This is a genomic window from Actinomadura sediminis, assembly GCF_042675525.1.
Classification (GTDB): Bacteria; Actinomycetota; Actinomycetes; order Streptosporangiales; family Streptosporangiaceae; genus Spirillospora; species Spirillospora sediminis.
In genome coordinates, this window is sequence record NZ_JBHTJA010000001.1 from 1 (window position 1) to 13,095 (window position 13,095).

At 72.3% G+C, this 13,095-nt stretch carries 10 protein-coding genes; 6 read left to right on the forward strand and 4 right to left on the reverse strand.

All coding sequences use genetic code 11. The annotated features are described in order from the left end of the window. Window positions 1-586: 586 nt before the first annotated feature. Together ACFQ11_RS00005 and ACFQ11_RS00010 are read right to left on the reverse strand one after the other, a co-directional pair. On the reverse strand, window positions 587-1,330 hold the full coding sequence (locus ACFQ11_RS00005; RefSeq protein WP_378295565.1) for an ABC transporter permease: 744 nt from the start codon (window positions 1,328-1,330) through the stop codon (window positions 587-589). Further along, complete coding sequence (locus tag ACFQ11_RS00010; protein WP_378295566.1) at window positions 1,327-2,223, reverse strand: ABC transporter ATP-binding protein; 897 nt, start codon at window positions 2,221-2,223, stop codon at window positions 1,327-1,329. Before ACFQ11_RS00010 ends, ACFQ11_RS00005 begins: the two co-directional genes overlap by 4 nt. Before the next feature lie 101 nt (window positions 2,224-2,324). On the opposite strand from ACFQ11_RS00010, the gene ACFQ11_RS00015 reads away from it, so the two are divergent. The 4 genes from ACFQ11_RS00015 to ACFQ11_RS00030 all read left to right on the forward strand — a co-directional run bounded on the left by ACFQ11_RS00015 (window position 2,325) and on the right by ACFQ11_RS00030 (window position 7,134). Further along, on the forward strand, window positions 2,325-3,419 hold the full coding sequence (locus ACFQ11_RS00015) for a sensor histidine kinase (RefSeq protein ID WP_378295567.1): 1,095 nt from the start codon (window positions 2,325-2,327) through the stop codon (window positions 3,417-3,419). Further along, the gene (locus tag ACFQ11_RS00020) at window positions 3,416-4,072 is read left to right on the forward strand and encodes a response regulator (protein ID WP_378295568.1); all 657 of its coding nucleotides are present in this window, start codon (window positions 3,416-3,418) and stop codon (window positions 4,070-4,072) included. The genes ACFQ11_RS00015 and ACFQ11_RS00020 overlap by 4 nt, the downstream gene beginning before the upstream one ends. Before the next feature lie 167 nt (window positions 4,073-4,239). Further along, the gene (locus ACFQ11_RS00025) at window positions 4,240-5,106 is read left to right on the forward strand and encodes a helix-turn-helix domain-containing protein (RefSeq protein WP_378295570.1); all 867 of its coding nucleotides are present in this window, start codon (window positions 4,240-4,242) and stop codon (window positions 5,104-5,106) included. A gap of 72 nt (window positions 5,107-5,178) precedes the next feature. Continuing rightward, the gene (locus ACFQ11_RS00030; RefSeq protein ID WP_378295571.1) at window positions 5,179-7,134 is read left to right on the forward strand and encodes an ABC1 kinase family protein; all 1,956 of its coding nucleotides are present in this window, start codon (window positions 5,179-5,181) and stop codon (window positions 7,132-7,134) included. On the opposite strand, the gene ACFQ11_RS00035 is transcribed toward ACFQ11_RS00030, so the two are convergent. Next, window positions 7,068-8,243, reverse strand: coding sequence for an MFS transporter (locus ACFQ11_RS00035; protein ID WP_378295573.1), 1,176 nt, complete (start codon window positions 8,241-8,243; stop codon window positions 7,068-7,070). The two genes, ACFQ11_RS00030 and ACFQ11_RS00035, sit on opposite strands and share 67 nt — an antisense overlap. Window positions 8,244-8,347: 104 nt before the next feature. Between ACFQ11_RS00035 and ACFQ11_RS00040 the strand changes: the two genes are divergently transcribed. Both ACFQ11_RS00040 and ACFQ11_RS00045 read left to right on the forward strand, forming a co-directional pair. Next, window positions 8,348-8,965 carry an alpha-ketoglutarate-dependent dioxygenase AlkB gene (locus ACFQ11_RS00040; RefSeq protein ID WP_378295574.1) on the forward strand — a complete coding sequence of 206 codons (618 nt, stop codon included), beginning with the start codon at window positions 8,348-8,350 and terminating at the stop codon, window positions 8,963-8,965. 160 nt (window positions 8,966-9,125) lie between these two features. Continuing rightward, on the forward strand, window positions 9,126-12,065 hold the full coding sequence (locus ACFQ11_RS00045) for an AAA family ATPase (RefSeq protein ID WP_378295575.1): 2,940 nt from the start codon (window positions 9,126-9,128) through the stop codon (window positions 12,063-12,065). Between the two features lie 145 nt (window positions 12,066-12,210). Here the strand turns inward: ACFQ11_RS00045 and ACFQ11_RS00050 are convergent, their stop codons facing one another. Next, complete coding sequence (locus ACFQ11_RS00050; RefSeq protein ID WP_378295576.1) at window positions 12,211-13,086, reverse strand: hypothetical protein; 876 nt, start codon at window positions 13,084-13,086, stop codon at window positions 12,211-12,213. Window positions 13,087-13,095: the final 9 nt, after the last annotated feature.

The following is a 13,095-nucleotide window of genomic DNA, read 5'->3' on the forward strand; positions in this document are numbered from 1 at the left end:
CGGGTTGTCGGACTCGGCCACCACGGCCTCCGTGCTCGCTTCGGTTGTCATGCGTCACTCCTTGATCAGGAGTTACACCGAAAACCGTACAGTCCCGTCTCAAGCCCTGACCCGCGCCCGTCCGGAGTTGGTCTTGTGGCCAGTGTCGGACTTTCGGGGACCGCCATGGACTGTCGGTACAACGCTATGTGGGAGGGGCCGACGGTCCATGGCGGCCCACGTCAATGCGGGGTGGTGTTCATGTCGGAGTCCGAGGTTGTGGGTGGCGGCGTTCAGGGTGAAGTGGAGGGGTCTTGGTTGGGGCGGGGGGTTGCGCTCTTTACTCCTGTGTTCGCTGTGTTCGCGGGGTGGCTGGCTGGGGTGGTGGCTCAGTTGGTGCCGGGGGCTGATTTGGACGAGACGCAGGTGACGGCGTTCATGGTGGCTGCTACTACTGCGGCGCTTGGGTCTGGGTGGAAGTGGTTGCAGGGGTGGCAGCAGCATGAGCGGTTCGTGGCGGAAGGGAAGGCCGCTCCGGTGAAACGGCGGGCTGCGCCGAAGTAGCCACTTCGGAGCAGACCTTGCAAGGCGCGTCCTGTGCAGGTGGTCACGCCCAGCGGAAGGTTTTGGCTGCTAGGGCTGTGCAGGTGAGGGTGGTAATGGCGAGGGCTGCCAAGGGGGCGAGTTCTGGGGTGGTGCCTGTCCAGGTCGCGGAGAGGGCTTCTAGGGCTGCGCCGTAGGGGAGGTGGGCGCCGATGGTGGCCAGCCAGGTGGGGAGGTTTTCGCGGGGGCCGAAGCCGCCGCCGGTGGCCATGGTGGCGAAGAAGGCGAGGAGGCCGATGGCCACGGCGGCGTTGGGGGACGGGGCCAGGGCGGCTATGAGGAGGCCGGCGGCGAACATGGCGGCCGTGGCCAGGGCGAAGGTGGCGGCTGCGGCGAGGGGGGCGCGCGGGAGGGCGGCGTCGAAGGCGAGCTTCGCGGTGAGCAGGGCGATCGTGGTGCCGATGAGGGTGTGGGCCAGGGCTACTGCGGCTTGGGCGGCGAGGACGGCCAGGGGGTTCGCGGGGGTCACGGAGAGGCGGCGGAGGATGCCCGACTTGCGGTAGGCCGCGATGAAGGACGGCATGTTCACGATGCCGATGAGCGCGACGATCATCGCGAGGGTCAGCGGGAGGACGTACGCGTCGAAAGCGGTGAGGCCGTCGTATTCGGGGGCCGGGTCGGACGTGCCCAGGCCGTTCATCACCATGATGAGGGTCGGGAGGGCGAAGGGGACGATCAGGCCGGCGGTGTCGCGGGCCACGAGCTTGGCCTCGGTCCAGGTGAGCAGGGCGTATGCGCGGGGTGTCACTCGAACCTCCGGCCGGTGAGGGCGAGGAACGCGTCCTCGAGGGTCGCTTCTTCGAGGCGGGTCTCCGTGGCGGTGACGCCGTGGTCGAGGAGGGTCGCGGTGACCGTGCGGAGGAGGTCGCCGCCGCCGGTGATGGTGGTTCGTGTGCCGTTGCCTTCGATCTTCTCGATGTCGGCGTTCGCGAAGATGGCCGGGTCGAGGGGTGTCGCGGTTTTCACGTGGACGCGCTGTGGTGCGTCCACGTGGGCGATCAGGTTGCCGGGGGTGTCGAGGGCGACGAGGCGGGCGCGGTCGATGACGGCGATGCGGTCGCAGAGGCGTTCGGCCTCGTCCATGAAGTGGGTGACGAGGAGGATCGTCACTCCGGTGTCGCGGATCTGGGTGATGAGGTCCCACGTGTCGCGGCGGGACTGGGGGTCGAGGCCGGTGGTGAGTTCGTCCAGGATCGCGATGCGGGGCTTGCCGATGAGGGCGAGGGCGATGGAGAGGCGCTGAGCCTCGCCGCCGGAGAGGGCACCGTACGGGGTGTTCCGGAGGTGTTCCAGGTTCAGGTCGGTGAGGAGTTGGGCCGGGTTTGCTCCGTTGGAGTAGAAGGAGCGGTAGAGGGCCACTGCTTCGCCCACTTTGAGCGCGTCGGGCAGGACGGTGTTCTGGAGCTGGACGCCGACGGTGCGGCGGAGCCGCTTGCGGTCGCGGACGGGGTCGAGGCCCAGGACGCGGACGCGGCCGGCGTCGGGACGGCGCAGGCCCGCGACGCACTCGACGGTGGTCGTCTTGCCGGCTCCGTTCGGTCCCAGGATGCCGAAGATCTCGCCGGGTTCGACGGTGAAGCCGATGCCGTCGGCGGCCAGGACGTCGCCGTAGCGCTTGGTCAGGGATTCGACTTCGATCACGGTCCGGACGCTAGGCCGCGCGACCCGGTTTGTCGGGTGCCGGACGTCACGTGACTTCCGGCACGGGTGGCCCCGCGCGGACGGGCCGTACGCTGCTGGGTATGGCCGACTCGCGTCTGGAACGGTGGGGGACGGCGTGCATGGTGGGCGTCTGCCTGGTCATCGCGTGTCCGGTGGCGCTGGCGCGACTGGGCGGAGAGCGTCCCACCGCGGGGCCCGTCTGGGTGTGGTGGGCCTGCTACGCCCTGTTCCTGGGGTTCCTGGTCGCCCTGTTCCTGGTGGCGCGGCCCGTCCTGCTGGGCGGGGTCGCGGTGGCGGCCGCGGGGGCGGTGCTGCTCGCGCCGGACGTCGCGTGGACGGCGATCCTGCTCGTGTTCGTCACCGCGATCGGCGCGCACGTGGCGGGGGGCCGCGCGACCGTGGGGCTGCTGGTCGTGAACAGCGGCGTCGTCGGGCTGGCGGCCGTCCTGCGGGACGGCTCCATGATGGACGTCGTGCTGTCATCGGCCATCTACGCGATGCTGCAGGTCTCGGCGGTGTGGGCGGTGCTGAGCGAGCGGCGGAACGCGGAGACGAGCGAGCGGCTGGCGGTCGCGAACGCCGAGCTGCGGGCGGCGACGGAGCTGCTGGCGGAGTCGAGCCGGTCCGGTGAGCGGCTGCGGATCGCGCGGGAGCTGCACGACCTGGTGGGGCATCAGCTGACGGCGCTGGTGCTGGAGCTGGAGGTCGCGGCGCACCGGAGCGGGGGGCCGGAGAAGGCGCACGTCGAGCGGGCCCGGGGGCTCGCGCGCGATCTGCTGGGGGACGTCCGGGTGGCGGTGGGGGAACTGCGGGGACGGTCGGTGCGGCTCGATCGGGCGCTGCAGGAGATCGTCGCGGACCTTCCCCGCCCGCGGGTGCACCTGCGGGTCGGCGACGTCGAGCCGGACGAGACGTCCGCGGCGGCGCTGGTCCGGTGCGTGCAGGAGATCGTGACGAACGCGATCCGGCACGCGGACGCCCGGAACCTGTGGGTCGAGGTCGCGCGGGACGGGGACGGTGTCGTGCTGAGCGCGCGGGACGACGGGTGCGGGACGAACGTCCTGCGGCTCGGGAACGGGCTCGCGGGGATGCGGGAGCGCGTGGCGCAGCTCGGCGGGGACGTCTCGTTCGACACGCGGAACGGGTTCGGCGTGCGGGTGCGGGTGCCGTCGTGATCCGGGTGTGCGTGGTGGACGACCAGACGCTCGTGCGGCAGGGCATCCGGCATCTGCTGGAGCTGTCGCCGGAGGTGACGGTCGCGGCGGAGGCCGCGGACGGGGACGAGGCGCTGCGGGTCGTCGCGGCCGATCCGCCGGACGTCCTGCTGCTGGACCTGCGGATGCCCGGACGGGACGGGATCGCGACGCTGACGGCGCTGCGCGAGCGGGGCGTCGAGGTCCCGACGCTGGTGCTGACGACGTTCGACGACGACGAGCTCGTCCTGCGGGCGCTGCGGGCGGGGGCGGACGGGTACCTGCTGAAGGACGTGACGCTGGAGGAGGTCGTCGGGGCGATCCGGACGCTCGCGGGCGGGGGCTCGCTGGTGCGTCCGGCGTTGACGGAGCGGCTGCTGCGCGCGGTGCCGCGGCTGCCGGAGCCGATCGACGATCTGCCGCCGCCGCGGCCGCTGACCGGGCGGGAGCTGGAGATCCTGCGGCTGCTGGCGGGCGGCTACGCGAACCGGGAGATCGCGGACGCGCTGCACCTGGCGGAGGGCACGGTGAAGAACCACGTGTCGAGCCTGCTGGCGAAGCTGGGGGTGCGGGACCGGACGCGGGCGGTGCTGCGGGCGCTGCAGCACGGGCTGCTCACCGAAAATGGATCTTGAACGGGCGGGGAAATGGGCGTCCGGTCCTTTTGGAACGGTCCTTGGCCTTTCTCGATTTACCGGACGGCGCAGAAGTTATATACCTCTGACCGGGGGTTCCCTGCGGAGACACCATTGTCTGTGAGAAGCTCCCATGGTCGTCGCGCTGGACGGACAATGGAGATCTTGTGCTGGGCAATGTGCAGGCGGGTCCGACGGCGTTGCGCATGCAGATCGGCGGGCGGCTGCGGCGGTTGCGGGAGCTGAACGGCATCGGACGCGCGGACGCGGGGCGCGCGATCCGCGGTTCGGCGTCCAAGATCAGCCGGTTGGAGCTGGGACGGCACGGGTTCAAGGAACGGGACGTGCGCGACCTGCTCGACCTCTACGGCGTGACGGACCCGGCGGAGCGGGAGACGCTGCTCGAACTCGTCCGGGAGGCGAGACGGCCCGGCTGGTGGGGCGCGTACGGGGACGCGGTGCCGAGCTGGTTCGAGCAGTACCTCGGGCTGGAGCAGTCGGCGTCGACCATCCGGACGTACGAGGTCCAGTACGTTCCGGGGCTGCTGCAGACACGGGAGTACGCGCGGGCGGTCATCGGCCTGGAGCACCACGACGCCCACCACGAGGGGCTCGACCGGCGGCTCACCGTCCGGATGAACCGGCAGGCGGTGCTGCACCGTCCGGTCGGCGCGGCGACGCTGTGGGCGATCATCGACGAGGCGGCGCTGCGCCGGCCGATCGGCGGGCCGGCGACGATGCGCGGCCAGCTGCGGCACCTGATCGACGTGGCCGAGTACCTGCACAACGTGAACGTCCAGGTCCTGCCGTTCTCGGCGGGCGGTCATCTGGCGCTGGGCGGGCCGATCACGATCATGCGGTTCGCGCAGCACGACCTGGAGGACGCGGTGTACCTCGAGCAGCTCACCGGGGCGCGGTACCCGGAGGGGCCGGAGGCGTCCCGCTACCAGGAGATCATGGACCTGCTGGCGATCCGCGCGGCGCGTCCCGCCCGGACCGTCGAGTTCCTCAAGGACCTGCTGAACGAGTTCTGATCCCCCGCCCGGGGGACGTCCTCGCCCGGATGCGGGAGGGTTCGCGGGGATTTCGCCGCTAAGGTCGCCCGCATGGATTCCGCCGTGACGGTCGTGGCGTTCGCCGCCGGGACTCTCCTCAACACACTGGCCCTGGCCTTCGGCGCGCGGCGGCTGCTGAACATGCGGTTCCCGCTGTTCCGGACGGTCGCGGCGGGCGCGGTCGGGCAGGCGGTGGCGAGCCCGGTCGCGGCCTCGCTGTTCGCGGGGATCGACCCGCAGCGGCAGGTGACGGCGACGCTGTGGTTCGTCGTGCTCGGCTTCGCGTGCGCGGTGCTCGTGTCGATGACCGTTCTGGTGCTGTGGGAGGCGTTCGTCCCGACCGGGTCGATCCCGTCGCCGCTGTACTGGTTCGGCAGCATCCGGTCGCGGCTGTCGCGGACGCGGCGGTACCGGCAGATCTCGTTCATCTTCCTCCGCCACGGCTTCGGCCCCTACCTGCGGGGACGCGCGAAGCGGGGGCCGAGCACGGAGAACGAGCGGGTGCGGCTCGCGCGGTCGCTGACGGAGGCGCTCGAGCAGGGCGGCGTCGCGTTCGTCAAGCTGGGGCAGGTCCTTTCGACGCGCCGGGACGTGCTGCCGCCGGAGTTCGTGGCCGAACTGGGACGGCTGCAGGACCGTGCGGCGCCCGTCCCGTGGGAGCGGATCGAGCAGGTGATCCGGGACGAGCTGGGCGCGGCCCCCGAGGACGTGTTCGCCGAGTTCGACCGGACGCCGCTGGCCGCGGCGTCGGTGGCGCAGGTGCACACGGCGCGGCTGCGGTCCGGCGAGGACGTCGTGGTGAAGATCCAGCGGCCGGGGATCCGGACGGTCGTGGAGCGCGACCTCGACATCGTCGGGCGGCTCGCGCGGACCCTCCACCAGCGGGCGGGGTGGGCGCGGGCGTTCGGGGTCGTCGACCTCGCCGACGGGTTCGCGGACGCGCTGAAGGAGGAGCTCGACTTCCGCGTGGAGGCGCGGAACATGGCGTCGGTCGGCGCCGCGCGCGGCGCGGACGTCCTGATCCCGCGGCCGTTCGACGACCTGTGCACGGGCCGGATCCTGGTGATGGAGCGGCTGGCGGGGACGGCGCTGAGCAAGGCGGGCCCGCTGATCGACGAGCGCGGGATGGACCGGTCGAAGCTCGCGCAGGCGCTGCTGGACACGGTGCTGCGGCAGATCGTCGTGGACGGCACGTTCCACGCCGACCCGCACCCCGGCAACATCCTGCTGCTCGACGACGGACGGCTCGGGCTGATCGACTTCGGGTCGGTGGGCCGTCTCGACGCGGAGCTGCGGGCGTGCCTGCAGCGGCTGCTGCTCGCGATGAACCGCGGGGACACGGTGGGCGTCACCGACGCGTTCCTCGAAATGGTCGCGCGTCCGGACGAACTGGACGAGCAGGGCCTCGCGCGGGCGCTGGGCGCGTTCATGGCGCGGCACCTCGGGCCGGGCAGCGCCCCCGACATGACGATGTTCACGGAGCTGTTCCGGCTGGTCGCGCGGTACGAGCTGGCGGTGCCGCCGGAGATCGCGGCGGTGTTCCGGGCGCTGGCGACGCTGGAGGGCGGGCTGACGGAGCTGGCCCCCGGGTTCGGCATCGTGGCGGAGGCGCAGGCGTTCGGCGAGACGTACCTGCGGGAGCGGCTGCGGCCGTCGTCGCTGCAGGAGGCGGTGTCGGACGAGGTGATGGGCATGCTGCCGATGCTGCGGCGGCTCCCCCGCCGGCTCGACCGCATCACCGCCGCCGCGGAGGCGGGGCGGCTGACGCTGAACGTGCGCCTGTTCGGCGACGAGCGCGACCGCCGCACCGTCACGGGCCTCCTGCAGCAGGTCCTCCTGACGATCCTCGCGTCGACCGCGGGGATCATGGCGGTGATGCTGCTCGGCCTCGACGGCGGCCCCGCGATGGCGAGGGACGTCACGCTGTACCAGTTCCTCGGCTACTGCATGCTCGTCGTCTGCTCCATCCTGGCCCTCCGCGTCCTGGTAGTGATCTTCCGAAGGTGACGCGCCCGCCGCGCGGCGCCAGGCCCGGCGCCGAGCAGCGGCGGGACGAGGAGGAACGCGGCTCCGGCCGTCGCCATAGCCGTCCCCGTCACGGCGACCAGGACGGGCACGGCGGGCTGCGCGACACCCCAGGACGCCCCGAAGAACGCGAACCAGCGTGGACGTTCGCGCTCCGGCGCGGTCTCGGCGACCACGGCCTGCCAGCGTCCCTGCAGGACGCTGTCGACGACGGCCCACGCCACGTACGCCGCGACGAGCAGCGGAACCGCTCGTCCCGCGGCCATCGCGAACGCGAGCACGCCGAGGACGGCGGCGCCCACCGCGAGGACCCGCCCGTGCGCGACCCCGTCGAGCCTGCGGCGGCCGAGGCGTCCGGTCAGCGGGGCCAGGACGGCGGCACAGGTCAGCGCCGCCCCGGGCAGCCACTCGGGCGCTCCGCGCTGCAGGAGGACGAGCGGCATGAACATGAGCACGGCCAGGTAGCCGCACCCGAACGCCGTCCCCGCGAGGGTGAGCCGGACGAGCGTCCCGGACGGCCGCCAGCGCGTGCTTCGCACGACGCCCCGGCGGACGGGCTCGCGCTCCAGGAAGACGTAAGCGACACCCGCCGCAGCCAGGCACGTCCCGGCGTCGACGACCGCGAGCCAGCGCGCACCGAGCGGGAGCAGGACCGCGGCCATCAGCCCGGCGACCGCCCCGGCCGCGACCAGTGACGTGCCGAGCAGCCCGTAGACGTCGGCGCGGCGTTCCCTCCTCGCAAGCCGGGCCAGTGACTCCTGGGTGGCGGGCTCATAGATCTCGAACGCGAGCCCGGCGAGCGTCACCGCGGCCAGCACCTGGACGGGCCCGCGCGCGGCGGCGAGCAGGAGGAGGGCCGCGCCCGTCGCGGTCAGGCCCGCGACGATCAGGGTGCGCGGCGGCAGCCGGTCGAGCAGCAGCCCGCCCAGCCAGCGGGACGCCAGCGCGGCCGCGCCGAAGACCGCGAGCGCCTCCGTGGCGAGGCCCGGGCCGGCGATGACCGCGAGGAACGGCATCACGTAGGCGCCGAGCTGGTTCAGGACGCGCACGCCGACGAGCGCCCGCACAGGGCGCGGCAACTCTCTCCACACCCGCGCACCCTACGGGCCGCCACCGACAGAATCCGGCGTGTCGTCGTCGCAGGTCGGCGCTGGACTTCGAACGGATGTTCGGGGCCGGCGGGTACGGTGGGGGCATGCTGCAAGGGTCGTTGCTGGACTTCACGGACGGGACGGGGCCGCGGCCGCTCACCGACGCGCGGCGGACCGGGCTGGCGCACGGGGCGTGGATCGACGTGCTCCCCGGCTGGATCCCCGATGCGGACGCGTTGTTCGAACGGCTGCTGTCGTCCGTCCCGTGGCGGGGCGAGCGGCGGCGCATGTACGAGCGGGTCGTGGACGTGCCGCGGCTGCTCGCGTTCTACGACGAGGGCACGCCGCTGCCCGACCCCGTGCTGGCCGACGCCAAGGCCGCGCTCGATGCCCACTACGCGTCCGAGCTGGGCGAACCGTTCCGGACGGCCGGGCTGTGCCTGTACCGGGACGGGCGCGACAGCGTCGCCTGGCACGGCGACACGATCGGGCGTGGCGCGACGCACGACACGATGGTCGCGATCCTGTCCGTGGGGGCGCCGCGCAGCCTGCTGCTGCGGCCGCGCGGCGGCGGGCGGACGATCCGCCGCGACCTCGGGCACGGCGACCTCATCGTGATGGGCGGGAGCTGCCAGCGGACGTGGGAGCACGCCGTCCCGAAGAGCGCCCGCGCCGCCGGGCCGCGCATCAGCGTCCAGTTCCGCCCCCGCGGCGTCCGCTGACGCTCCGGCCCGGTCCGGGGGCGTCCGCCCGTCCCCCGGCGTCCGCCACCGCCGGCCGCACCCCCGTTCGCGGTGCCCGCTGCTCGAACCCCTGTGCGCTCGTCCGGCGTCTCATCGGATGACACCATGGCGATGACTTGATCCGACCTTGGGAGGTCCGTTGCTGCGTCTCGTCGTGTCACAGACCGCCCCGCGAGCGTTCCGGTCGGTACTGGACGCGCTGCAGGCGCCCATGCCGGCCTACGGGCCGGTCCCGGCGGGGCGGCACGTCCTCATCGAACCGGGCCACTACCCGAACACCGTGATCCGCAGCCCGGAGGACTTCGTGCTCACCGCCGTCGGCGGGCCCGGCACGGTGACGCTGGACGGCGCAGCCGACGCGATCCTGGACCTCACCGGGCACGTCACCCTGCAGGGCCTGATCGTCCGCAACTGGAGCGACCTCGGTGCGGCGCTGGTCGTCTCCACGGGGAGCGTCCTCGCGGAGCAGTGCCAGTTCACGAGCCGGGCCGAGGCGGACGCCGTGCGGGCGAACGGCGGGGCGCGGCTGGCGCTCAAGGAGTGCCACGTCCAAGACGGCGCGGTCGTGTACGCGGGGGCCACCGGGCTCATGGAAGGCACCACCGTGACCGGCACCGCCCGGAACGCCGTGGCGCTGCGCACGGGCAGCGCGGTGACCATCCGATCATGCCGGATGGCGGACGTGGGCGGCAGCGGAGTGTGGGTGACCGAGGGCTCCCAGCCGCTGATCGAGCAGTGCACCATCAGCGGACCGGCCCAGGCCGGGATCCGGGTGGACGACCGGGGCGACGCGGCCGTCCGCAACTGCGCGCTGGAGCGGACGGGCATGGCGTCGCTGGTCGTCAAGGACAAGGGCGTCGTGCTCATCGAGGACTCCCTGATCGAGGATTCGGCCTCCGACGCCATGTCGGTCACGGCGGGCGGCTCGCTGACCGCGCGCCGCGTCCACGTGCGGCGCCCGCAGGTGAGCGGCCTGTTCGCCGAGCAGAGCGGCTGCTCGCTCGACGACTGCGAGATCCACGCCCCCGCGCTGAACGGCGTGTACGCCGCCGGGCGGGCGAACGTCCGGCTGACCGGCGGGAAGGTCGTCGGCGCGGCCGAGATCGGGGTGAGCGCCGCCGCCGGCGGGCTCGTCGTCGTCGACGGGACGGCGATCGGCGACTGCCGGCTCGTCGGGGTCAACGCGGACCCCGGCTCCGACGTGACCCTGCTGCGCTGCACGATCACCGACAACCCGGGCATGGGCGTGCTGTCGTCCGACGAGGCGAACCTCCGCATGGAGGGCGTGACCAGCGAACGCAACGGCATCCCGGACGTCATCGGCATGGAGTCGCAAGCCGGGACCGCGCCGGACGGGGCGGAGCCGGGCACGACGCCCGCGGCCGGCGCGCCCAGGGTGCCGGCGGACGAGCGGGCCGTCGACGCACTCCTCGCCGAACTCGAGGCCATGGTCGGGCTGGAGACGGTCAAGGACGAGATCAAGAAGCTCACCAACCTGCAGAAGGTGGCCGAGCAGCGCCGGCTGGCCGGGCTGCCGCCCGGCCCCGCGATCGGCCGGCACATGGTCTTCGCGGGCCCGCCCGGCACCGGCAAGACCACCGTCGCCCGGCTGTACGGCGCCATCCTCGCGGCGCTCGGCGTGGTGCGGCGCGGGCAGGTCGTGGAGGTGAGCCGCGCCGACCTGATCTCGGAGAACGTCGGCGGGACGGCCCCCAAGACCACCGAAGCGTTCGAGCGGGCCCGTGGCGGCGTGCTCTTCATCGACGAGGCACACGCACTCGCGCGCGAAACGTCCGGTCCCGACTTCGGCCGCGAGGCCGTCGACACGCTCGTCAAGCTCATGGAGGACCACCGCCACGACGTCGTCGTCATCGCCGCCGGCTACTCCGCGGAGATGCGCGAGTTCCTCAACTCCAACCCCGGTCTCAGCTCGCGCTTCTCCCGCACGATCGAGTTCGAGAACTACAGCCCGGCGGAACTGCTCCGGATCGTGGAGTCGCAGGCGCACCGGGACGGCTACCGGCTCTCCGAGGACGCCCGCGACGCGCTGCTCACCCACTTCACCACCGTCAAGCGCGGGGCGGGGTTCGGGAACGGGCGGGCCGCGCGGCGCGTCTTCGAGGCGGCGGTCGAGCGGCAGGCGCAGCGGCTCGCCGAACGGGACGACCTGCCGTCCGGCGACGAACTGTCCGAGCTGCGCGCCGAGGACCTCGACGTCGGCACCGGACTCGGCGTCCGGTTCGGAGAGGCCCGCGACTCCGCGCAGGTCCGCGGCATCCTCGACCGGCTCGACGCGATGACCGGGCTCGACGACGTCAAGCGGGAGATCCGCGACCTCCTCGACGTCCTCAGCGCCGCGCGCCGCCGCCGCGCCGCCGGCCTGGAGGTCGAGCCGTTCACCGGCCACCTCGTCTTCGCGGGACCGCCCGGCACCGGCAAGACCACCGTGGCCCGGCTGTACGGCGAACTGCTCGCCGCCCTCGGCGTCCTCGCGCAGGGCCAGGTCGTCGAGGCGGCGCGCGTCGACCTCGTCGGGCAGTACGTGGGGCACACCGCGCAGAAGACCGCGAACGTGTTCGACCGGGCGCGCGGCGGCGTCCTGTTCATCGACGAGGCGTACACGCTGTCCCGTCCGGGCGGCGGCGGGCACGACTTCGGGCAGGAGGCCATCGACACCCTCGTCAAGCTCATGGAGGACCACCGCGACGAGGTCGTCGTCATCGCCGCCGGGTACACGTCCGAGATGGAGGGGTTCATCGCGACGAACCCGGGCCTCGCGTCCCGCTTCGCCCGCACGCTCGAGTTCCGCCCCTACGACGTTCCCGGCCTGGTGTCGATCTTCCTGAGCAAGGCCGCGGCCGCCGACTACCTCGTCGCCGAGGAGACCCGCGAGGCCCTCACCGCGCACCTGGACGCCCACCGCGACCGGTTCCGCGACGGCAACGGCCGCGAGATCGACAAGCTGTTCCGCGCCGCCGTCACCGCGCACGCCCGCCGCACCGAGCACCTCGCGAACACCGGCACCGAACCGACCCGCGAACAGCTCTCCACCCTCACCCCCGAGGACATCCCCGAATGACGCCCTTCGGCCGCCTGTTTCGGGAGGTGCGGTGGCCCCAACGGCACCGCGCTCGATGGCGCAGCCGACGTGACCGTGCCGTTCTTCCACTGAGCGACCTCACCGCCGAGGGGCCGCAGGGCTTGCGCGCCGGAACCGTAGGGCATCAGTCGAACAGCTCCTCGACCGACGTGACCGTCGCGGCGCGCCGCAACCACTCCTCCAACTGTTCCCGATCGCCGCACTCCACGATGCGCCCGCGCGCCTCCTTGGAGACGCAGACCTTACGGGCCTCCAGCACCAAGAGGAGTGCTTTGATCTCCCCCTTGGCCTCGCCCTTGGCCTCGTACCGGCGAGCGAAGTCCGACTGCAGCTCGTAGTCGTTGGCCTGCATGTGTTCCTCCAGGAGTTTGCGAGCCACGGACGATGCCCGTGACAACCCGTAGTCATGGTACTGCGAGGCGATGTCGTGGTTCCAAAGTTCGGCCGCGCTGCGGACGGCGTGGAGAAAGCAGTCCTTGACGGCGTCCTGATCTGGGCCTTCGACGTGTGCGCCGGCGCTGAGGATGGCCAGTGCGGGGTATTTGCGCGCCTGTTCCGGATCGGTTACCGGCGGTAGCTCCCCCGGATGGAGGGTCAGGGGTTTGAGGTTCCAGTTCGGGTGGCCCATGCGGATGGGGTTGGAGCAGGCGCGGGCGACCTGCTCGTCCGGGCAGAAGACGAGCAGGATCGTGTCGCACTTGTGGCGCAGCCGGAAGTTCGCCACGTACGCGGGCCAACTGAAGCCCTTGCCTGGGTCGTCCCTCAACTGCGACTCGACGATGATCCCCAGGGAGGGCTTCTTCGGGTCGCCCACGAGGATGGTCGCGTCGCAGCGGAGTTCCTGCGGGTGGAATGCGTTGTAGGTCTCCGATGTCAGCGTTGCTTCACCGTCCGGCATTCGGGGGACCTCTTCGGGGAAGACGCTGCGCAGCAACTCGGGGACGAGATCTGGCTGCTTGCGCACCATCTCCAGCGGGAGCTCGTGGTTCTTCGATGGCATGTTCGAAGA

Bases quoted from the DNA above. Each gene is read 5' to 3' on its own strand.
- ACFQ11_RS00015 (WP_378295567.1), top strand. From the start codon at position 2,325: ATGGCCGACTCGCGTCTGGAACGGTGGGGGACGGCGTGCATGGTGGGC.
- ACFQ11_RS00030 (WP_378295571.1), top strand. From the start codon at position 5,179: ATGGATTCCGCCGTGACGGTCGTGGCGTTCGCCGCCGGGACTCTCCTC.
- ACFQ11_RS00040 (WP_378295574.1), top strand. From the start codon at position 8,348: ATGCTGCAAGGGTCGTTGCTGGACTTCACGGACGGGACGGGGCCGCGG.
- ACFQ11_RS00050 (WP_378295576.1), bottom strand. From the start codon at position 13,086: ATGCCATCGAAGAACCACGAGCTCCCGCTGGAGATGGTGCGCAAGCAG.